22 protein-coding genes are annotated in these 21,926 nt (G+C 42.3%); 1 reads left to right on the top strand and 21 read right to left on the bottom strand.

Translation table 11 applies throughout. The features are described from left to right. Nucleotides 1-22 precede the first annotated feature (22 nt). The 5 genes from EGC86_RS19135 to EGC86_RS19155 all read right to left on the bottom strand — a co-directional run bounded on the left by EGC86_RS19135 (nt 23) and on the right by EGC86_RS19155 (nt 4,885). A complete protein-coding gene (locus EGC86_RS19135; RefSeq protein WP_011635570.1) occupies nt 23-715 on the bottom strand; it encodes an MOSC domain-containing protein in 693 nt (230 codons plus the stop codon). 293 nt (nt 716-1,008) lie between these two features. After that, nucleotides 1,009-1,854: a PfkB family carbohydrate kinase gene (locus EGC86_RS19140; RefSeq protein ID WP_011635569.1), complete on the bottom strand. Its 846-nt coding sequence runs from the start codon at nt 1,852-1,854 to the stop codon at nt 1,009-1,011. 88 nt (nt 1,855-1,942) lie between these two features. Further along, nucleotides 1,943-3,280 (bottom strand): coproporphyrinogen III oxidase family protein, encoded by a 1,338-nt coding sequence (locus tag EGC86_RS19145; protein ID WP_011635568.1) that lies wholly within the window; start codon nt 3,278-3,280, stop codon nt 1,943-1,945. A gap of 338 nt (nt 3,281-3,618) precedes the next feature. After that, nucleotides 3,619-3,948: a N(4)-acetylcytidine aminohydrolase gene (gene yqfB / locus EGC86_RS19150; protein WP_207893062.1), complete on the bottom strand. Its 330-nt coding sequence runs from the start codon at nt 3,946-3,948 to the stop codon at nt 3,619-3,621. A gap of 67 nt (nt 3,949-4,015) precedes the next feature. After that, on the bottom strand, nt 4,016-4,885 hold the full coding sequence (locus tag EGC86_RS19155) for an AraC family transcriptional regulator (RefSeq protein ID WP_123778649.1): 870 nt from the start codon (nt 4,883-4,885) through the stop codon (nt 4,016-4,018). 252 nt (nt 4,886-5,137) lie between these two features. Here EGC86_RS19155 and EGC86_RS19160 point away from each other — a divergent pair, with 252 nt between their 5' ends. Then, the gene (locus EGC86_RS19160; protein ID WP_123778651.1) at nt 5,138-6,301 is read left to right on the top strand and encodes an iron-containing alcohol dehydrogenase; all 1,164 of its coding nucleotides are present in this window, start codon (nt 5,138-5,140) and stop codon (nt 6,299-6,301) included. Between the two features lie 197 nt (nt 6,302-6,498). Here EGC86_RS19160 and EGC86_RS19165 read toward each other — a convergent pair whose 3' ends face one another. The 16 genes from EGC86_RS19165 to EGC86_RS19240 form a co-directional block, all read right to left on the bottom strand. Then, nucleotides 6,499-6,831, bottom strand: a complete 333-nt coding sequence (locus EGC86_RS19165) for a DMT family transporter (protein WP_123778653.1) — start codon at nt 6,829-6,831, stop codon at nt 6,499-6,501. 161 nt (nt 6,832-6,992) lie between these two features. Next, on the bottom strand, nt 6,993-7,862 hold the full coding sequence (locus EGC86_RS19170; RefSeq protein ID WP_123778654.1) for an EamA family transporter: 870 nt from the start codon (nt 7,860-7,862) through the stop codon (nt 6,993-6,995). Nucleotides 7,863-8,132: 270 nt separating this feature from the next. Then, on the bottom strand, nt 8,133-8,576 hold the full coding sequence (locus EGC86_RS19175; protein ID WP_123778656.1) for a GNAT family N-acetyltransferase: 444 nt from the start codon (nt 8,574-8,576) through the stop codon (nt 8,133-8,135). Nucleotides 8,577-8,691: 115 nt separating this feature from the next. Continuing rightward, a complete protein-coding gene (locus EGC86_RS19180) occupies nt 8,692-9,078 on the bottom strand; it encodes a DUF2306 domain-containing protein (RefSeq protein ID WP_123778658.1) in 387 nt (128 codons plus the stop codon). Between the two features lie 70 nt (nt 9,079-9,148). Beyond that, complete coding sequence (locus tag EGC86_RS19185; protein WP_123778660.1) at nt 9,149-9,865, bottom strand: ZIP family metal transporter; 717 nt, start codon at nt 9,863-9,865, stop codon at nt 9,149-9,151. Between the two features lie 128 nt (nt 9,866-9,993). Beyond that, on the bottom strand, nt 9,994-10,986 hold the full coding sequence (locus tag EGC86_RS19190) for an alpha/beta fold hydrolase (protein ID WP_123778662.1): 993 nt from the start codon (nt 10,984-10,986) through the stop codon (nt 9,994-9,996). A gap of 93 nt (nt 10,987-11,079) precedes the next feature. Next, nucleotides 11,080-12,003 (bottom strand): formate/nitrite transporter family protein, encoded by a 924-nt coding sequence (locus tag EGC86_RS19195; protein ID WP_123778664.1) that lies wholly within the window; start codon nt 12,001-12,003, stop codon nt 11,080-11,082. A gap of 108 nt (nt 12,004-12,111) precedes the next feature. Further along, nucleotides 12,112-12,909, bottom strand: coding sequence for an EcsC family protein (locus EGC86_RS19200; protein WP_011635554.1), 798 nt, complete (start codon nt 12,907-12,909; stop codon nt 12,112-12,114). A 248-nt stretch (nt 12,910-13,157) separates the two neighbouring features. Beyond that, nucleotides 13,158-13,931 (bottom strand): polymorphic toxin-type HINT domain-containing protein, encoded by a 774-nt coding sequence (locus tag EGC86_RS19205; protein ID WP_123778666.1) that lies wholly within the window; start codon nt 13,929-13,931, stop codon nt 13,158-13,160. A gap of 166 nt (nt 13,932-14,097) precedes the next feature. Next, nucleotides 14,098-14,487 carry a septal ring lytic transglycosylase RlpA family protein gene (locus EGC86_RS19210; protein WP_123778668.1) on the bottom strand — a complete coding sequence of 130 codons (390 nt, stop codon included), beginning with the start codon at nt 14,485-14,487 and terminating at the stop codon, nt 14,098-14,100. A gap of 260 nt (nt 14,488-14,747) precedes the next feature. Further along, the gene (locus EGC86_RS19215; RefSeq protein WP_123778670.1) at nt 14,748-15,764 is read right to left on the bottom strand and encodes a formate dehydrogenase subunit gamma; all 1,017 of its coding nucleotides are present in this window, start codon (nt 15,762-15,764) and stop codon (nt 14,748-14,750) included. Nucleotides 15,765-15,812: 48 nt separating this feature from the next. Beyond that, nucleotides 15,813-16,409 carry a formate dehydrogenase FDH3 subunit beta gene (gene fdh3B / locus EGC86_RS19220; RefSeq protein ID WP_011635550.1) on the bottom strand — a complete coding sequence of 199 codons (597 nt, stop codon included), beginning with the start codon at nt 16,407-16,409 and terminating at the stop codon, nt 15,813-15,815. 25 nt (nt 16,410-16,434) lie between these two features. Then, entirely contained in the window at nt 16,435-19,284 is a 2,850-nt protein-coding gene (locus EGC86_RS19225) for a formate dehydrogenase subunit alpha (RefSeq protein ID WP_123778672.1), read from the bottom strand. Nucleotides 19,285-19,300: 16 nt separating this feature from the next. Continuing rightward, on the bottom strand, nt 19,301-19,498 hold the full coding sequence (locus tag EGC86_RS19230) for a twin-arginine translocation pathway signal (protein ID WP_011635548.1): 198 nt from the start codon (nt 19,496-19,498) through the stop codon (nt 19,301-19,303). 50 nt (nt 19,499-19,548) lie between these two features. Then, a complete protein-coding gene (locus EGC86_RS19235) occupies nt 19,549-20,214 on the bottom strand; it encodes a TorD/DmsD family molecular chaperone (protein ID WP_011635547.1) in 666 nt (221 codons plus the stop codon). A 10-nt stretch (nt 20,215-20,224) separates the two neighbouring features. Beyond that, nucleotides 20,225-21,904 carry a 4Fe-4S binding protein gene (locus tag EGC86_RS19240; RefSeq protein WP_123778674.1) on the bottom strand — a complete coding sequence of 560 codons (1,680 nt, stop codon included), beginning with the start codon at nt 21,902-21,904 and terminating at the stop codon, nt 20,225-20,227. Between the last annotated feature and the right edge of the window lie 22 nt (nt 21,905-21,926).

A 21,926-nucleotide genomic window follows, 5' to 3' on the forward strand; every position in this document is an offset into this window, starting at 1 on the left:
GTTCTTATCATACTGGGAGGCATTAACTGGCGTTGCCATATAAGCGCATTGCCCAATCTTCTATACTTTGCAGATCTAGTCGGCGTTGTAATGAGTTAACCCAACTTTGCGCTAAGCCTTCGCACCCAAGCAATGTCTGATATTGTTCTGCATCAAATTCAGCTAAAAAATAAATCTGCATCGCTTTAGCCACACTGATATCCGATTTTCTCTCTAGCAGAAAAATACTGTCACTTGGACGAATGTCACCTTCAGACAGCACCCGATAAAACCAACCGCACATACGACTTTCTTGCATGGCTAAGGCAAATTTAGGGTGGCCAAACTGTAAATTGAGCTTAAAACAAGGAGAACGAGGTTGAGTCACTTGTAATGTCACATCACCAATTTGAACGATGTCACCGATATTAACCTGTGCTTCATTAAGGCCAACGGTACTGATATTTTCACCCATTGAAGGGGCATCACAAAACGTAGACATTAAATCCCAGCGGCGATATTGACCATAATGCTCACGCGGAAAATGATGCAACACCCTATCGAGGCCGCCGTGATGTTTAGGGTCGGCCTCACGATTGCCGATTACGTGGTCAAATTGCACGGTCAACTGCTTAGCGGCATGTTTTTGGTTAATACAACTGGCAACACCGTTATGCATTTGCACTTGGTCGCCTAAATACAGCCCAGAAATACTCTTTACCAATCGCTTACTCATCCAGCATACCCTTGCTTAAGCATGATTATAGAGTGCCAATATACCCAATTTTCAGACAAAAAAAAGCCTTACTGGGGAAGAGTAAGGCTATAAATAAAATGGGAGATAATATAGCAAAAATAATAGCTAAGAATAGCCTGAACCATTAGACACTATAAAAGTTGTTTAGACGGGCTCATCATAAAGGCCAACAATGACACTAAAATGACAAAGTAATACTATTTGAGTTATCCGCATACACTTAACAAATACACAATGTTCGTCAGCAAACCATCGCTTAAGCCAAATTGGGTTTAGGCTAGATACTGTTTAAGTGCCTCACCAGGAATCGAGCTTTTTGTTGCTACCGCAAATGATGCCCACAACGCACCTTCATGCATCGCATCTGTAATAGGCATCTGCTCGCATAGGCCATGAATAACGCCTGCTGCATAAGCATCCCCTGCTCCCGTAGTATCGACCACATCGGCAATGACAGCTGGCACATGTTGTTCTCCAGCAGCGCTGTACACCATCGCCCCTTTGTCGCCGTCGGTCACAATAAAGTATTCTAATGCATTGCCAGCAATAGCCTGTGCAAATCGCCATGGATCCTGGTTGCAACGACCTTGCATATCAGTAATTGACGCAATCAACACATGACAAGGACGATTACGCTCATCCTTGGCTAATTGCGATATCACTTTGCAGTTAGGGTTGCTCACCATCGCATCAGCTGCCCAAGCACCAGCGCCTTTGGCAGAAGAGTTAATATAAAAAGCATCCCAATGTTGCCAGTCTGGTGGTGCAGGAAGTTCAAAAATAGGTCGCTGAGGTCGAATAATGGTTCGTTCACCATCAGGCGTCATCACCAGTAACATCTCACAAGTATTACCAACAAAACGATGAACTAAACGACAATCAAGCCCTAAGGTACTGGCTTTAGCTAAAATCCAGTCGCCGATGTCATCGCTACCGACTTCACTTACCAGTGAAACATTATGTTGAGCCCACACTAAACCTAATCCCGTGTTTGCGCCGCCGCCACCTAAACGCAATCCACCATCCTGATAATGAAATCGACCACCCGTTTGTAAGGGCTTATCAAGCATTAAAATGCGATCACAATTGATATTGGCAAGCAAAAGAATATTGGCCATGCAACTCACCTAAAAAACGTAGATAAAAAGAGCCTTGAGTATAACAAAAAGGCCGTGATAATCACGGCCTTTGCTAATCTAAACAAGATTACATATCAGTTGCGCCAAGTGGTTGTCGTAATTGGGCGCGCACATTGTCCATACCAGAGTAAAACTCCTTCATCATCAACAACCCCAACATTTTGCCATTATCGGTTACGATCAATTCGTCTGGATTAACTGGGTCATTTTTAAGGGCTCCCATGGCTTTCATTGAGGTCATTTCTTTAAACAACGCAGTGTCTAAATTAACGTTAAAAGTGTCACGGAAATATTTACGCGATAAACGCCCCGAAAACATTCCTAATAAAAAGCGATATTGCATCACTTCTTTTAATTGATATTTTTTCTGTTGCTCAACTGCCATACGACCTTCAGCAATACGTTGTTGGTATTTTTTCAGTGAAAATGTATTCACGTATAGGGTGTCATTTAAAAAACTAAACGAGCCAGAACCGACACCGAGATATTCATCATAATCAATAACATACTCATCAAAACCTTCATCATTGGTTTTACCAAACGCCCAAGCCGACAATTGTGTATATTGCCCCGTCAAGTGATTTAAAATCTGTCGATACTGATTCACCATGTCACCATGAGGTGCAGCTAACTGACCTTTAACGCTTTTACGGGTCTGGTGGGTAATCATCAATGGATACGTGGTAATTTGGCGAGGGTCGAGCTTAGAAGCCATTTCAAGATCCGACTGAATAATCTCATCCGTTTGACCACGGAAACCGAAAATGAGGTCGACATTGATGATCGGAAACAATTCTTTTGCCGCCATAATGCGGTCAAAGGTTTGTTGGCCAGAGCCAAACTTGTCTAAGCGATCGGTCATTTTTAAAATGCCATCGTCAAAGCTTTGTACCCCAATCGACATTCTGTCTACTAGGCCTTTTAATTGCTTAAATTCAGGGCTGGCTAAATGTTGTGGATCAGACTCACAAGACACTTCTTTAATGCCAGGAAACAGATTTTTTGCATGCTCGATGGTACGAGCTAACTCGTCTTCAAGCACAGTAGTCGTGCCGCCGCCAATGTACATAGACTCAAACTCATAGCCCAAATCTTTGGCCATTTGCATCTCTTTGCGCAGCGCGACAAAGTATTCGCGTGCTTTGTCTTCACGGAATAAAAAACGGTGAAAAGTACAAAACGAGCACAAGGTATGACAAAACGGAATGTGGGCATACAACATGTACTTTTTGCCTTCAACAGGTTTAGGCATACGGTCTGTAGAAATGGTGTCTAGACGTAAATTTTTATCAACATAATACTGCATCACCCGCTCCATAGAGCTGATCATCCAATTGGGGACGGTAATATTAGATTGATAAGGTTTAATCAACTCTTGGCTGGCTGATTGAATAATTGAAGACATAAAAAATCCTAACTGAATGAAGCCCTGAGAGCAAAACCATTGAATAACAAGCGCTAATAAAAGACGCATACCATAAGCAGAAAAACAAAATATCACTTTAGAGATAGCTAAAATGTGAGATAGCTAATAGATATGCAAACTAGCACGGTTATCATCGCTCATTTGTTAAGCAGATCATGTTTTAGACATTGCTGTTGAGCAATGATGGAAGGATTATCACGAGAATAAAACAATAATAAAGACAAATAGATAACACACAGCAAGCGACACGTACAACTAAAGTCAGATACGAACACAATAAACAGCATTGGAAATATTAACTAGCGTTTATTAAAGAGTCACGAGTATGACGCATCAACCAATTTAAATGAAATCATAAACAGAGCTTGCTGATTAGGGTACACAGTTTGAATAAGCTGTTTTAACTCGACCAATGGCAAGCTTTCTTGAGTAGCATGAAACTCATTAATATCATCAAATGCTAATGGCTCAACAGCCAAAATAATGATATCGCACACCTTAATATGGTTTTCGAGCGTAAACACTTCAACCTGGTTGCCGGGCCGATAATGATTTTCGCTGGCATCACGAATGGTTATCGTCTTCAGCCCCGATGCAACTAGCGGCGTTAAAAACTCAAAAAAGGTAATTTGCGTAGGGGCAGTCATCAGTGGCAACCTTCATTAACACTATAAAGTGCCCATCAAGAGCACATTAGTTAAGCTCAAATTCGCATTATAATCTAGCGCACTCGCCAGGGCTTTGATCAAAGTAGCGTTTAAACTCACGGCTAAATTGAGCCGTACTTTCATAACCCACCTGAGTTGATACCTCTTTTACTTTTAGATTCTGCAGTTGTAATAACGCTTTGGCTTTATTGAGGCGAATCTTTTTTAAATATTGTATTGGTGATGAAGCAGTAACTTCTTTAAAGCTACGATGGAATGCCGACGGACTCATATTCACCAAGCTTGCTAATGTGTCAACTTCAACCGACTCACCATAATGCTTATGAATGTAGTTAAGCGCTTTTTCTACCCTCGATAAACGGGTATGACTTAACGACAACGCATAGAGTGGTGCAGCATCAGGTGAATCCAATAGGCGATATAATAATTCAAGCACTAACGCTTCACCCATTACTTTTGCTTCTAACGGCGACTGCAACGCCTGTAATAACCGAATAACACTGCAATCCATATCTTCAGTGTTATCAGCAACAAAAAAACCACTCTGGCGCGATTCGTTTAAATCTTTAGGGATTTGATGATGCTCATCCATTAAACGGATAATGTAATTGAGTTGTACTAAATCAATATCAACCATCAACACCAGCACAGGTTCTTCAATGCTGGCAAAGGTTTCACATTCTACTGGCAATGGCACGGTCATCACTAATGAGTGCTGACGGTCGTATTCAAAGGTTTGATTATCTAAATAGACCCGCTTTTTACCTTGGCCAACAATAAGCACGCCTTGTGAATAGCACATTGGCCCGCGCGCACCATATTGTGAGCTACGAAACACATGCACGCCGGATAAGTGAGTATCATTGACCCCTTCTTTTGGGGCAAGCTGTGCCATTAATGTTGCTATCTCATTCATACTCTTCCCCTCAGAAAAACCATGACACCGATACTACCAAAAAAGCAGTAAAAGGTATTAAAATTATCAATATTTAGTCATATAAACACAAAAAAGATAGGAATAGGCATGAACACGACAGTTCTGTGTATGTTTATTTTGACTCAAAGGACTATCATAGCTACATGATTTATCGTTGCTGTTGTGTACAAATAATCTATATACACAATCAGCCACTTATTTGTTTCACTGCTAAACCAAAAGGCAACAATTATGCTTAATTTTGATTATCGTAACCCTACTCATGTTGTTTTCGGTAAAGACCGTATTGCAGAGCTAGACCAACTTGTCCCAGAAAATGCAAGAGTATTAATCACTTACGGTGGCGGCAGCGTACAACGTTTCGGCACACTAGATAAAGTTAAAGCAGCATTAGGTAACCGCACAGTATTTGAATTTGGCGGTATTGAAGCTAACCCTAAGTACGACACACTCGTTAAAGCAGTTGAAGTTGCTCGTAAAGAAAATATCGACTTCTTACTCGCTGTTGGCGGCGGGTCAGTGATGGACGGCACCAAGTTTATCGCCCTTGCAACTCAGTTTGATGGCGACACGGCAAGCTTATTACATCACGGCTTTACACCTGTTCCAGTTGCTAATGACAAGGTTATTCCACTTGGCGTTATTGCGACCCTGCCGGCTACGGGTTCAGAAATGAACGCCTTTGCAGTCGTAAGCTATCAAGGTGGTAAGTTCCCAGTAAACCACCCATGTGCTTATCCAACATTTGCCATGCTTGACCCTGAATTGACCTTCAGCTTACCAAAAATCCAAGTCGCAAACGGTGTTGTCGATGCGTTTGTACATGTACTTGAGCAATATGCGACTTACCCAGTTGATGCCCGCGTACAAGACCGCATGGCAGAAGGTATTATGCGTACCCTCATTGAAATTGGCCCAATCACTGTTGAAGAGCCAACAAACTATGATGCCCGTGCCAACTTAATGTGGAGTGCTACATCTGCCTTAAATGGCGTGATAGGCACAGGCGTGCCGTTAGATTGGTCTACTCACATGATTGGACATGAGCTAACCGCGCTATTCCATATCGACCACGCACAAACGTTAGCCGTTGTATTGCCATCACTATGGCGTGTGTTGAAAGAGCAAAAACACGCTAAATTAGTGCAATACGCAGCACGTGTTTGGGATATCACTGAAGGTGATGAAGCTAGCCGTGTAGATCAAGCCATTGATAAAACAGAGGCTTTCTTCAAGCAAGTGGGTTTACCGGTACGTTTACGCGATCACGGTGTAACGCAAGAACAACTTGGCCTAGTAGTAGATGCTTTAGAAGCACATGGTATGACGGCATTATCTGAAAGCGGCAAAGTCGATTTAGCCACCAGCCGTAAGATTTTAGACATGGCGTGGTAATAGCTCTTATAACCCAAACGATGCACTTATTCATCGATTGGGCTTGAGTGACTATCTGATACTAAAAAAGGGCTTAACAATGGTTATCATTGTTAAGCCCTTTTTTGTTACCCAAAAATGAGCGGCGCATTAGCCCCTATACAAAAAATGAATGCCGTATTAAAGAGAGAAACGAAACCACGCAGCTCGGTTAACGATTAATGCGGCGTAACGTTTGAGAATAAATTCATCACAACGACACCGACTAAAATAAACGTCATACCCACCAGAGCACCTAAATCGAGTTTTTGCCCATACATCAACCAAGCGATAGCTGTAATTAACACAATACCCAATCCAGCCCAAGTTGCATAAGCAATACCAACAGGAATACCTTTTAGCGCTAAGGATAAAAAATAAAACGACAACACGTAGCCCACAATAACTACAATTGAAGGCGCTAATTTTGAAAATCCATCACTGGCTTTAAGCGCTGAAGTGGCTACAACCTCAGTTAAAATTGCCACACTTAAAAATATCCAACTTTTCATTTTTACATTCTATAGAGACAAAATAGCTGCGGAGTATAAAGACTAAACAGTGATAAGCAAAAAATAATATCAAACAGGACACCATTGATCACAGGCTAGTACAAAATACATCTTGGAAGATTAACACGCCCTATAAATCCGCGAGGAGATTTGCAGCAACGTTACACGCCCATTTCAATGGCTTTCTTAGGCGTAAAACTACTGCCGATAGAGGCAATAATCACTAAACCAATGGCAGACCACTGCAGCATGGTTAATTGCTCACTTAAAATAACAAAACCAGCCAATGCGGCGATGGCAGGTTCTAGACTCATTAGCACGCTAAAGGCCTGTGTTGGCATGTTTCTAAGGGCTATCATTTCCAACGAGTATGGTAATGCACTCGATAACACCCCAACCAATAAGCCAAGCGGCAAGACTTCCCAGCTAAGTAACGCTAAACCTTGGCTAACGGCGCCTACAGGCACTAACACCACTGCAGCAACAGTCATCCCGAGAGCAACCGTAATACCGCCTGATGCCTGCTTACCAGTACGGGTGCCAAATAAAATGTATCCAGCCCAACATGCTCCCGCCCCCAACGCCATTAATGCACCGACTAAATCGAGGCCTTGTGTACTAGACAAGCTTGGCATAAGAAGCAAAATACCCGCTATCGCACAGGCAACCCAAAATAAATCGCTTTTACGCTTTGAGCCAAACAATGCCACCGCTAAAGGACCCGTGAACTCTAGCGCAACAGCAATCCCTAAGGGAATCCGTTCAATGGCTAAATAAAACAGGATATTCATCCCACCTAAACACAAACCATAAATAATAATACTCTGCCAATCTCGGCCTTGGGGTAAGGCTCTCCATGGACGAAACACCAACCAAAGTACGGCCGCGGCAAAACCTAAACGTAATGCTGTAGTGCCTTCCGGCCCAACCAAGGGAAAAAGTTGCTTTGCTAAAGAAGCACCTGATTGAATGGTCACCATTGCCAGCAAAACACTACCGACAGCGGTCAGAAGTACACGATTGATTTTCATCTAGAATATATCCAAAAAAAGAAAAACCTCAGAGTCGGCATTCTACCTGAGGCAAGTCAAACACGGCAGCACTTATTACCATCATGCGCAGAAGTCATACCATTGAGTAAATTGCGCCAGCCTCTAATTTACCTAGGCATTTTCATAATGGTTTTTGATAAGTTAATTGACCTAATTACCCACATTTAGTTGGAGTATTAGTAACATGGCATATTAAGTAGGTTCACGCCGACTTAATAAATGCAGCCCACAGCAGCTTGTTTATTTGTTTCATTGTGGCTGCAAAAATTTAATAAACTCGATCTTACTCTTGGCAATTGATCCGTTATTCTCATAACCACAGATTTGATAGCCGCTCGCGATAAGCATCTGCAACATGGCCGGAAACTGGTTCATGGATTTAACCTTAATAGAATTAAAACCATTCTCAACAGCCCATGACTCTTGAAGTAGGCGTAATTGAGAGGCCACTTTCATTTGGCGATGTTCAGGAATTACACCACCTAACCAACTGTAAAACTGACCATCAGGTAGCTTATAACCTACTTTAAAGCCGACAGGCTTGGCCTCATATCGAGCAACGAGAATTAAATAGTTTCTCCCAGCCAATCTGTTGCCAATGATGTCTGCACATATGACATTTTCAAACTCTGGTGTTAATGCTAAAACATCCAAAACATCTGATACCGTTCCTGAACCAAATTGGTATTTCATAAGTCCACCATGTGTGCATTGTTTTTAACGTTTAGGTCAAACCACGTCATCCACTTAAGAACTAAACTTACCATGGATAATAAAGTTTAAAAGCGTCTTACAGTCAATCAACCGGTTAGCTAAAAATCCAATCATGCAATAATCTACCCGGCATAAAAGCAAAGGTACCCGCGACAATGAGGCCACCACAATACAAAATAATCATGCTTCGTTTGTGTCCTCGCACATTGCCTTTTTTAATATAAAAATAGCCAGCAGGAACCGCGTAAAGCGTTAGAAGACTTAACAAATGAATATAGCCAAAGTGATTCAAAAAACTTGCCCCAAGTTGAGCAGGCATAAACAATGACACAATGGCAGTAAACAACATCAGCACCATATAAATTTTGCCTAGTGCTTTGTGTTTAGCTGTACCTTTTCGAACAACAAGTAAATAACTGCCAATGAAAAATGCAGGCACGACGGTGGCTAAATGCAGATAAGATAAGTGACTGTAATCCATTTATTTTTTATTCCCTGATAACGACATTGATACTTGCAGAATTATTTAGCACTACGAAGTGGCACTGTGATCATGGCGAAGTTAACATTAATCCCAACATACCAAGGCAAAATCCAAACACAGCCCCCATTGGCGGTGCCCAACGTTTTTCTAATTTTACCTGAGGAGCCAAATCTTGAAATATGGAGTAAAGAATACCGCCCGATGCGAAAAGCATCACTGCAGCAATAATTTCTGGGGACTCTGATAACCACAAATAACCACACATTGCAGCGATAGGGCCTAACACTGCCATCAGACAAAACATGATAATAATTTTTTGGGGCTTATACGCAGAAGAGGCATTTAATTCTCGGTAGGCATTAAAACCTTCCGGCACATTTTGTAACGCGATTAACGCCGCCAGTAAAAATGCATTGTTACTTCCGGTCGCGAAAGCCGCACCTAGCGCGATTGACTCAGGAATAAAATCTGACAGCATTGCAGCAAGTTGAGTGGCAGGGGTATCTATTTTATTAAGGTAAATATCAAGGGCCATGAAGCTAAGCCCACCGACCATAAACCAAATACATGCAGCTAATGGATTAAGATGTGCAATCCCTTCTGGCACCAACACCAAAGCAACAGCAGACAATAATGCCCCACCTCCAAATGCCATGACACTGTGTCTGAATTCCTGTTCAATCCACTCATTACCCACTTTTTCAAAACGGGCAATGATGGCGCCTAAAGGCATAGCCAAACCAGCAAGCAATGTTGATGCTATAACGGTTAGCAGCAAAGACATGATTTAATCCTTTAAAGGGTATAACGCTGTTGTAACCAGCCATAACAGGTCATCAGCATGAAATAATGAAACTATTTCTGGTGATGTCGAACCTAATGAACATCGTATTAACTTTGGTCATATGATTATTACGGCTCAATAGCCTGATGAAATGCTTTTATAAAAACATCATAGTTTTCAAACTGGGGCATATGACCCAATCCATCCAACTCAATCAGTACTGAACCTTTAATCAATTTCTGAGTATTAACACCCAAATTTTTATAATCACCTAAGGTTCTGGTCACGCCTTCTTTTAACCAACCTTTACCAGGGCCAGTTTTATCTCTAGTACCAATAATAAGTACGGTTTTATTGGTGATCTGCGAAAATCTATCCACTATATTCTCTGAGAAAATAGGACCATAAGTTAACGCGTTATTCCAAGCAATAACTTGCCAGTCACCCCCAGCAAGCATCCCTTTCACAGGCACTAACAGTTGCTCGTATTCGCTGGACCATTTGCCGTCATAGTAGTTTGCTTTTTGATAATCCCTTGCTTTATCGAGTGTTTTAGCAAGTTCATTTTTATAGAAGAAATTAACGTCTTTGAATTCAACATATTTGCTGTAATCTTCCAAACCAATGGGATTAATTAGAATCAATTTATTAACCGCATTCGAATAATTAGCCGCAAATGTGGTCGCTAACATCCCGCCCATTGAATGACCAACCAGATCAAATTTTTTGATGTGTAAGCTATTCAATAACAACTTGGTATTGAGCGCTAGCTGCCCAAAGCTGTATTGGTAAAAATCGGGTTTTGAAGACTTACCAAAGCCAATTTGGTCCGGAATGATGACTCGGTAATTGTTTTTAAGTAAATCCTTAGCAACCCTTTCCCAATAATAGCCGGAGAAATTTTTACCGTGCAACAACACGATGACTTTGTCTGCGTTTTTATCGCCAATATCCATATAACGCATTTTTAAATCTTTATTTTGCGAGTTAACATTAAATGTCTTAACGTCAAAGGGATAATCAAACCCATCTAACTCTTTATTATACTTAACCGGATTTGCAGCAAATGCCTGTGATACCACCGCGAATAGAGTTACTAGTACCAAACAAAATTTCTTCATATTACTCTCATTCAAATAAATTATACATCAACAACAAACTGCACCATGACAGCCATTTTGATTTAAAAAACATCTATTTTTTCAACAGGATACCTACATTTCTTGTCGAACTTGGCCATAAGCTAACATCGCAAACAGTCCTGTCCCGCCAATGATGTTACCCATTAGCATGGGGCCAATATGATGTGACAACGCAGTGAAACAATTCATTTCCCCATTTAGCACTAGGCTAAATATCTCATTAGATCCGGCAATAACATGGGTAAATTCACCAGCAGCAATAAGCCATGTAAACATAATTATGACCAACACTTCAGATCCTTTCGCCGAAGGCAGCATCCACACCAATGCGGCAATAAAAAAGCCCGCTGGAATGCCACGCATTAATGTCTCTGAAGGCGTCAACTCTGCAACATGGCGAGATATCTGGAGGATAGCGGTGAGGATGTCTTCTGTCAGTATGTTACCGTGCACGACAATTGCCGCCGTCAAAAACGTACCAACAAAATTTGCTACTAACACAATCCCCCATAAACGAGCGGTGCAAAAAAGACGGCGTTGTGTGGTGTTGGCGAGTAGCGGCAGCACCACGGTTATGGTGTTCTCGGTAAAAAGTTGCAGTCTTGCTAGAATGACCAATACAAAACCGAAAGTGTAACCAAGACTTTCGATAATAGATAAATAAGGGTGATCGGAACCTATGTTGCTACGGATAATACCTTCAGCTAAAACAGACGAGGAAATGCCGATACCAGCCGCGATTCCGGACCACCACAACGACATCAAAGGCCGCTCTAGCTCTTCTTGACCTTCACGCAAAATAATAGAATAAACCGTAAGCGATGAAAGACTGCCATGTTCAACCACCGCGTCACGCTCAGAGCCTGTCAGTGATATCTCTGGTTTCGTCGACTCACTCTCGCGCACTTCACGCTTGCTAACCTTGTCGCCAGACTTTATATCACTGCTTATTGTCGACTTGGTATTTTCGGCTTGATCAGATCCTGGCTGTGTCATATTGATATCCTTTTCTGGCTTAAATCTAGCTTGATGTTCTATTTAAGTGCATAAAGAATATATGCTTTATATCACCAATTCAACAAACACTAATATCCCGAACAATGGTTATTTACTGCCCTTTCTAGGTAATGAATGATATGCGCTTTTTATTGTCTCATACCCATATATACGCTCTAATTTTCGCACAATAAAATGACCTCTCGCCATATCTTGAAAGTGATCAATAAACAATGTATTGATTATGGCACCACCTGCGGCACCGATAGCAGGTACTGCTTGGGCTGCTGCTTTTTGAGTAACTTGAACCCCAAACTTTTCAGCTATTTTAGTAATAAGTTTGACTAACATAGGCGCTGCTTCATCGGTAATACCTTTTTTAACCATAAACTCAGCAGCTTCTGATACCGATTTTGCTAGGGCGGCTCTTACTGCAAAATATCCGGATTCACTACCATCATCTAAATCACTTTCGCCCCCCAGCGCGAACACCTCCAAACAAGCCATTTTTGTTTCCAGAGTGGTAATCAATTCACCTTCACTACGAGCAATATCAGCGATAGATCGCAGCATGATTGATGTTGAAATAGGAAGCTCAACAGCTATCGCAGCTAATCCAAAGAAACCACCCACACCACCACTCGCAGCAACGCCTAATTTATGCCAAAGATTGGACGATTCTTCTCCGGGAATATCTTTCATGGTAAATATTGCCGCTTCAGATGCTTTAATTAACGACTTCTCTGTCACTTTAGCGATATTTTTATTCCAGTTATCGGGTAGTAACGCTAACCCTTTTTCAATAGGAGTACCGATTAAATTGGTTATTTTTACTGCCAGACCAGGATTTTCTAATAGCGATTTGGCAACTAAAAGCTCTTTTGTATGTGATTCTGAAATATTCAAATAACCCCCTTAGTTGTTAAGTAAAATAATCCTGCAGTTATGTACTGCACTTTAAAAAGTATTTAGAACTAATTTGAAGTAAAAGGCCATTGGTTGCAAATCAACTTAAAGCACTTATTGAACAATATTCCCTCAACAAGATTCGATTCAAAACAGCGAACACGGCTTTATGACTTAAACGGATCTCAAGTTAACTCAGTAAAAATGACGTTGTGGGCTGCTGAATGATGGGGAAATGTAGTTGAGAGCTATTTATCTACTGGGGGTAGATAATCGCGACCATCTTTAGGCAAATTACTCACACCTTCAGTGGTGTCATTTAGTGCGCTGCCATAATTATCACGGCAGTAAACACAAGGGCTCATTTTATTCACAAAACGGCCTTTTTTAGTATATTTCCTCAAATAGGCATGTGAAATATCTACATTACCTCGATGTAATTCAATCACACCAATAGCATCGGCCACTTTTTGTCTCAAATCACTTACCGCGGCATCTTCAGCACACATGTTGTCGTTAGCACGACCCCAACCGATGGCTTCTTTGCTGGAATCGCAGTGTAGATATCTAGCCGCGACCCAAGGACCACCATGGTGACCGGTTGGTTTACCATCAGAGAAATTTGAGGGCCTATTTGCCAACTCGTATGCAATACGCTCAAGCTTATCTATTGGGGCTCTCTCACAGAGTGTGTCATGAAATGCTGGGCGTGCTGTGGTGACAAAATAATTATGATTATGGCTTATTTTTAAGTCGCGGCAATGGGCTGAACCTTCAACTTTATTTATGCTTTCTATTTTAGCGATAGCATCACTGCAAGCTAATATTTGGTCACCCACATTCAGCTCTACAGCCTTTATCCATTCCTTTGTAATAAGGTAAAAACGGTGTTCCTCGACAACAAGCATCGACGTTTCTAATTCACCTATAGAATATTCAATCTCGATCATATCTTTAGCAACACTTCCGAATAGTTGTTTAATTGGGTTAATTTCACGACTCACAAAATTAATTTTAAACAATTGCTTGCTAGAAACCGGCCTCTTATAAAAGCTCAACTAAAGAAAGCAAAACCAAACTGTATGCTAAACGTTAGTCTGTAAAATCCACAGATACAGCCACTTGGTTATCACGCTAAAATTCTGTTATGTGCCAGGTCAACAAGCCATATAACACCATAACAAAGTGCTAGCGGACGACTTCGATATTAACGTTAATTACCCCTGTAGATATATTACCAATACTGCTAAAGGCAGACTTTGAAAGATCAATGATGCGCCCTTTAACAAAAGGACCACGATCATTAATTTTAACGATAACACTCTTACCATTGTTGGTATTGGTCACTTTTACATTAGAGCCAAATGGTAGCGTTTTATGAGCAGCAGTTTTTTGATTATGCTGATAGATATCACCGCTTGCAGTCTTGTTGTTTTGATGTCTATCACTATAGTACGAGGCTTGGCCAGACTCAGTGAAACCTATCCTATCTCCACTAGCACCAGATTGGATCGTAGAACAACCTGCCAACATAAAGGCAAAGAGTAAAAGTTGAATATTTCGAGAAATGGCTACCATTGTTTGTCTTTTAGTTTGGTCACATAACAAGCCTATAGAGCGACTCGTTTTCTAGTGATTTAATAATATCCTGCACACTAACTGAGTTTGAACAGTGATTCAAATTAAACCTCCATCATCTACTGCAATCAATTCGACTCATTACCTGCATCCTAAAACTTATTAATGTTCCTGCAGCAATAAAAAAACACCTTGTTAGTTACCCAACAAGGTGTTTTATCTCTGCCATCAACCTGGTGCATTAACACCAGAAAGCAGGGTTACTCTTTGTATTTTAAGCTGCCATCGGCTTTGATTTCGTCGTACCACACATTGTGGTGCTGCGAAGCCCAGTTTTCGTCACAATAGCCAGATACCATACACTCCATACCGCCTTCACTGAGCACGGTCGCCATCCAAATATGTACGATGGTAAATGCGATTAGAATCGTCGCACTTAAGCCATGTACAAGTAAGGCGAGCATTGACAGTTCGCGCGGTAAATCCAGTGTTGGAAACACTAACATTATGCCTGTTATGCTGATGCTTAGACCAAAAATAGCTAAGGTCCAAAACCACATTTTTTCACCCGCGTTAGCAAATCCACTGTCTGGATGTTTGCCTTTAAACGGACCAAAATTAATGTAGCCACCTACCACTAAAAACCATTTCAAGTCATACATTTTGAAGGTTTGTAGTGGCATCCATTTGATAACACACAACAGCCAAGACACCATAAAAATAGGGCTAGACCAGTCATGGGCAAACTTGCTAAAGGCGATGATCCCAGCCCAAATACCGTCACCGACATAAGGGGCTAAGAAATGGCGTCCGAGCATAATGATTAAACCGGTTAACATCATGGTTAGGCATGAAATTGCCATAACCCAATGTAACCAGAGATCACTTTTACTCCAACGAAGTACCATTTTACCCGAAAAGCCTTTACTCAGTTTTGATGGACCATTAACTAAGTAAAAAACTAAAAAGGCCGCAAAAACGCCGACAACGGCTAAGCCTAGTGCGGGTTTTAAGTAGGTATTTCGCAACACCTTGCCTTCATTACCAGCTACATTTATTAGAACATCAGCATCGAGGCCTTTGTCTGTACTGTATCCAGGTTCGCCGGCTTTTACTGCGCGCCAGAGATCTGCATCACTGGTTTTAGACTTTGCTTGCTGCTGACTTGATTGTTCATCGGCGGCATACACCGGCGATGTAACCAACCCCAATCCCATACACAGAACCAACAGAGCAAACATCCTGCGCAGTGATTTGTTTAACGTTAAAGTTAACATTGTCACTCCTTATATGACTGCGAAAATTTTCGCAGCCATTGCTCTGGGTTAAATCATTTCGCCTGTTTTAGGATTGTAGCCCCAAATCACATTTGGATTACCGCGTGCAGCCATACGTTGACGGTAAATGTCAGACACTATGCCTGCATCACCAGCCAACAATGCTTTGGTTGAACAAAGTTCAGCACACATTGGTAATTTGCCTTCTGCAATACGGTTTGAACCGTATTTTAGACGTTCGGCTTCTGAATGATCTTCTTCTGGGCCACCAGCACAGAAAGTACACTTATCCATTTTGCCACGGCTACCAAATGCAGTCTTTTTAGGGAACTGCGGTGCACCAAATGGGCAAGCATAGAAGCAATAGCCACAACCGATACAAGTATCTTTGTTATGTAGCACAATGCCGTCTTCGGTACGGTAGAAACAGTCGGCCGGACATACAGCCATACATGGTGCATCGGTACAATGCATACATGCTACTGAGATTGACGCTTCTCCTGGTTCACCATCATTAAGCGTTACCACGCGGCGACGCTGAATACCCCACTCTAAAGCAGAGTCGTTTTCGTTTTTACATGCTGTGACGCAACCGTTACACTCGATGCAGCGTTTGGTGTCACACAGAAATTTCATGACTGCCATAATGGCTTATCTCCTCATCAAGTGTTTAGGCTTTGCTTATTTGACACAAGCTAGACTTGGTCTCTTGCATTTGCGTTACGACATCATAACCATAGGTCATTACGGTATTGGCAGATTCGCCAATCACATAAGGAACGGTTCCTTCAGGGTAGTTTTTGGCTAAACTCTTGCCTTCAAATACGCCTGCAAAGTGGTATGGCATAAAACATTCACCTGCAATAACACGTGGTGTAACCATTGCCTTAACGGTAATTTTTGCACCTTCTGGACTGTGAACAAATACGTCATCACCATCACGTAAACCACGATCTGCAGCATCTGCTGGGTTGATCTCGATAAACATTTCTTGCTGTAGTTCTGCAAGCCATGGGTTACAACGGGTTTCTTCACCACCACCTTCGTATTCAACCAAGCGTCCGGTTGTTACTGCTAGTGGATAGTCGGTAGCAAAATCCTTGTCTTGAATTGTTTTATAAAGCGTTGGTAGACGAGCCACCATACGGTCTTCATAAGTAGGGTATTTAGCCACTAAGTCACGACGAGGGGTGTATAACGGTTCGCGATGCAATGGAATGTCGTCAGGGAAGTTCCACACAATACAACGCGCTTTAGCGTTACCGTAAGGAATACAACCATGCTTAATTGCCACACGTTGAATACCGCCAGAGATATCAGTTTTCCAGTTTTTACCTTCAGCTTTGACTTTTTCTTCTGCTGTTAGGTCGTCCCACCAGCCAAGCTGCTTAAGCATGTCGGCAGTAAACTCTGGGTAACCATCTTCAATTTCAGAGCCTTTTGAGAAAGAGCCTTCAGCCAGAATGTTATTGCCTTCGTGTTCAACACCATAACGTGCACGGAAGTTACCACCACCGTCTTTAACTTCACGTCCGGTGCGGTACAAGATTTGAGAACCAGGGTGTTTCTGCTCTGGTGTACCCCAACATGGCCAAGGTAAACCATAGGTTTCACCTTTAGCTGGGCCGCCGGGTGCTTCAAGTGAGTTAACGTCGAATGTGCCCCAGTTTTCTTGGTGCATTTTCAAACGCTCAGGGCTTTGGCCTGTATAACCAATAGTCCACATACCGGTGTTAAATTCACGTGTAATGTCTTCCACTAATGGCTCATCGCCATTAACCTTGATGTGCTTACAGAATTGGTCCGCAACGCCCCATTTTTTGGCCAGTTTATACATGATAGTGTGATCAGGTAATGACTCAAATAATGGTTCGATAACTTGCGTACGCCACTGCAGTGAACGGTTTGAAGCAGACACTGAACCATAAGTTTCAAACTGAGTTGCCGCGGGTAATAAATACACTCCATCTTGGCGTTCGTGCATAACACCCGCCATGGTTGGGAATGGATCAACGACCACAATGGTATCCATTTTATTCAGTGCTTCACGTACTTCGCGACCACGGGTTTCGGTGTTAACAGACTGACCCCAAAAGAATCCCAGACGAATATTGTCTTTTTGGGCAATTTTGGTTTTGTCTTCTAACACACCATCGTGCCAACGCGAACAAGGAATACCTGCAGATGTTTGTGGTGATTGACCTAAGTATTCACCTTGATCAAAACGTTCGGTGATCCACTTTGGTTCAAGGTCCCACACATTGGCCCAATGGTCCCATGCGCCTGAGGTTAAGCCGTAATAACCAGGTAAGTTATCAAATAACAAACCAAAGTCAGTCGCACCCTGTACGTTATCGTGACCACGGAAAATGTTAGTTCCGCCGCCTTCTATACCCATGTTGCCAAGGGCAAGCTGTAAAATACAGTAAGCACGAGTGTTAGCATTACCAATGTGATGCTGAGTACCACCCATACACCAAACGATAGTGCCAGGCTTAGTTTCTGCCATCATTTTCGCAACACGGTACATTTGTGCTTTTGGCACACCGGCAATATGCTCGACTTCTTCTGGAGTGTATTTCTTCACTTCTTCTCGGATACGTTCCATGCCGTATACTCGTTGAGAAATGAATGAATCATCTTGCCAGCCGTTTTCGAAAATGTGCCATAACAGACCATAAATAAATGGAATGTCAGTACCTGGACGAATATGGACATATTCATCAGACTTAGCCGCTGTACGGGTAAAACGTGGATCGACTACGATGATTTTGGCACCGCGTTCTTTACCAATCAAAATGTGTTGCATCGCCACTGGGTGAGCTTCACATGGGTTAGACCCAATAAACATCATGCATTTTGAATTGCGGATGTCGTTAAACGAGTTAGTTTGCGCACCGTAGCCCCAAGTGTTTGCAACACCGGCTACCGTGGTAGAGTGACAAATACGAGCAGAGTGATCGACGTTGTTAGTGCCCCACATTGCTGCTAATTTGCGATACATATAAGCTTGTTCGTTCGAAAATTTAGCACTACCCATAAAGTAAACTGAATCAGGACCAGACTCTTGACGAATCGACTCCATTTTGTCGCCTACTTCATTGATGGCTTGATCCCATGATAGACGCTTCCATTTACCACCTTCTAGCTTCATTGGGTATTTTAAGCGTTTTTCACCATGACCATGCTCACGTAATGCTGCGCCTTTAGCACAATGTCCACCTTGGTTAAATGGATGATCGAACGCAGGCTCTTGCCCTGTCCACACACCATTTTGAACTTCAGCATAAACACCACAACCTACTGAACAATGTGAACAAATCGTCCGTTTTATTTCTGTAGGTGCGTTGTGCGGTACATCTTTAGCTTCAGCTTTACGCATCATACCTGCGCCAAGCATTGAAGCCGCTGCAATACCACCCGTCGCCAAACTGGCAGACTTGAGGAATTGACGTCGGTTAAGACCTAGGCCTGACTTTTCAGCTTTGGTGGCCGTGTCTGTTTTGCGGGTTAATCGCATCACACACTCTCCTTTGTTATTTGCTTAACGAAGCATAGTAATTGCGAATATGCTCAGTTTCGCGATAGTTATTGCCCGTAGGCTCTTCTGTAGACGGTTTAGTGACTTGAGCAAGTGCGGGTGCACTGACACTGGCCACAGCACCTGCCGCACTGCCGAGCGCTAATGCTTTGAGCATTTGACGACGACCCATGTCGGAAGCTTGCTTTTTCATATGGTCTCCTTGTTAAAATAAAGATGGGGCTAAATAAGCCGTCATCCAGTTTAGTTAATTTGTACAACCTCTTCTTCAAGCGGATCTAAGTCAGCACTACCTGGACAATTCACCGGAATATCCAAACTCAGTTGTTCAAATTCATTGGCTTCAGCGGTAAAAAACGCTTTAGCTAATTGCGCGACGTTTAGGTAAAAATTAGCACTAGGTGTTTTAGCCAAATTATCGCAAAAACGTATAATCCAACTGCCAATATGACGTTGATAAAACGCTAACTGACGGTAACCTGGCGCTTCTAAAATTAAACAGCCCATGACTTCGCATAATGCAGCAACATGGTCTTCTGGTTCTTTAACATTCTCTTCACGTTCAAAGCCTAGTAACATCAAGTCACTCCGCAATGCCGCTAAGGGTTTATCCATTAAAGAGCCAGTCATAAACCAGCTGCCATAAGGCATAATCTCACCACTGCCTACGCCTAAGAAAATGGCAAAGTATTCATCTTCTAGGGTGTTGGTATCACTATTTTCTGCCGCAAGTTTTAACGCATTCCATGCTTGACTCATGGTATTGCCATCCTCGGCCTCTACCTCTAAACCAGCTAAAAACTGTAATAACTCAGTATTGGGTTGGCGACGAAATAACGCAGCCAGCAACTGATATATATCGGCTCTTAACTGATCATTCTCACTTACTTGTCTTCCTGTTTCTGTCATAGGAGATCTCTTATTGCAATTGCTTTTCTGGATCGTCAAGGATGTCTTCAAACATGTCTTTTACACGGCAATCGCCACACATTTTCAAACGTTCAATATTGGCGCTAAACGCACTATGCTCACCTACCATCTCAATTATTTTTTTCACCATAGATTGGGTGGCAAATTCACTACCACATCGAATACATTCAAACGGAGGCTCATGTTTTAATACTTGAACTTGTTGTCTTGTAGACTGATTGAAGTTGATTTGAGGTAGTAAACTAATGACGTTTTCGGGACAGGCCGCTTCACATAAACCGCATTGGACGCAATCTTGCTCAACAAACTTAAGAGCAGGAGCGTCGCCGCCATCCTTTAACGCTTGGGTTGGACACGTTGCCACACACGACAAGCATAATGTGCACTTCTCACTGTTGATGCTAACCATACCGTAAGGAATATTCGCCATGGTTAACACGTCATCGACACCTGCAGCTTGACTGTTAAGGTGGTCAATCGCTTGGAACATAATACTGCGTTTTACATTGGTATTAGGTTCGATAGCGCTCAAGGTTATCGGCATTATCACTGGCCAAGCTAAGCTAACGGCTAGCGCGTCATCTAACTGGGTTAACTCTGACGGGGTAATTAAACGAATCCGTTGTGGCTGCCCCATTTGGTCGAGTATGCGATTTGCTAATGTAGACTCACCTTTAAGCATTTGCAGTAATGTTGGTGCTGTGGCCGGTGTGTGTAAAATTAAAATTTCGCGTGCACCATTGGCTAATGCAGCCAACCAATGATCAATACTTGCTACAGTGATTTCTTCCATTGCAACAGGTAACACGTCACCGCTTAACTGCTCGTTAATCCATTCTGCACCAGCTTCATTGTCATGAAATAATATTACTGGGGCAGTTTGCGCTTCTTGGCGATAACGACTAATTAACTTTTCGAGGTAAGTATGCAGTGAGGCTGGGGTTGGTAAATCATAGCTTAGCGCCCCAGTTGGGCATGCATTAGTACAGCTGCCTGCGCCATGACAAAGATAAGGGTCAATTTCAATTTTATGTGCAACGCTACTAATAGCATCAGCAGGGCAAAAGTTTAAACAACGATTACAACCGTTTAAGCCGTGCTTATCATGGGCACAAATATCGCTGTTAACTCGGACATAACGCGGTTTATCAAACTCACCAATTAACTCTGGAATACTGGCAATTGCATCGGCAAGTAAATCGCTGTCTTGGCCGACATAAAAGTAACCAGGAGGAAGCATTTCAAGGTTAATGCATGGGCTGTGGCTTAAATCGAGCACAATATCAAAGTGCGCTTGACGAATGGCGACAACGCTTAGTTCGCTAATACCACTTTCACCTTCAACTTTGACCTGAAACTGGCCTAAAAAACCTTTTACGCTGGCCAATTTATTGTAATAACTTTCGACATCAGTGGCTGCATTCATCACCGCTTCAAGGTGAGTTTCATCTTGGTTAGTGATAGCCTCATTGGCTAAAATGACTCGGCTTGCCATTGTGGACAATTTGTCCGCAGCTAAACGCGCGAGATCTTCAGGCCCAATAATAAGCACATGCCCCTGGGTGGTATAGCTAACAGTGGGCGGAATTAAATTTTGCAAAATCTGCGTATTCGCCATCACCTGTTGTCGTGCTTGTTTCAGCTGTGGCTGGTTTTTTCTTATACTCATTGCGTTCCCAATTATCGGTTTT

Origin of the sequence: Shewanella frigidimarina (assembly GCF_003797125.1) — a bacterium.
Classification (GTDB): Bacteria; Pseudomonadota; Gammaproteobacteria; order Enterobacterales; family Shewanellaceae; genus Shewanella; species Shewanella frigidimarina.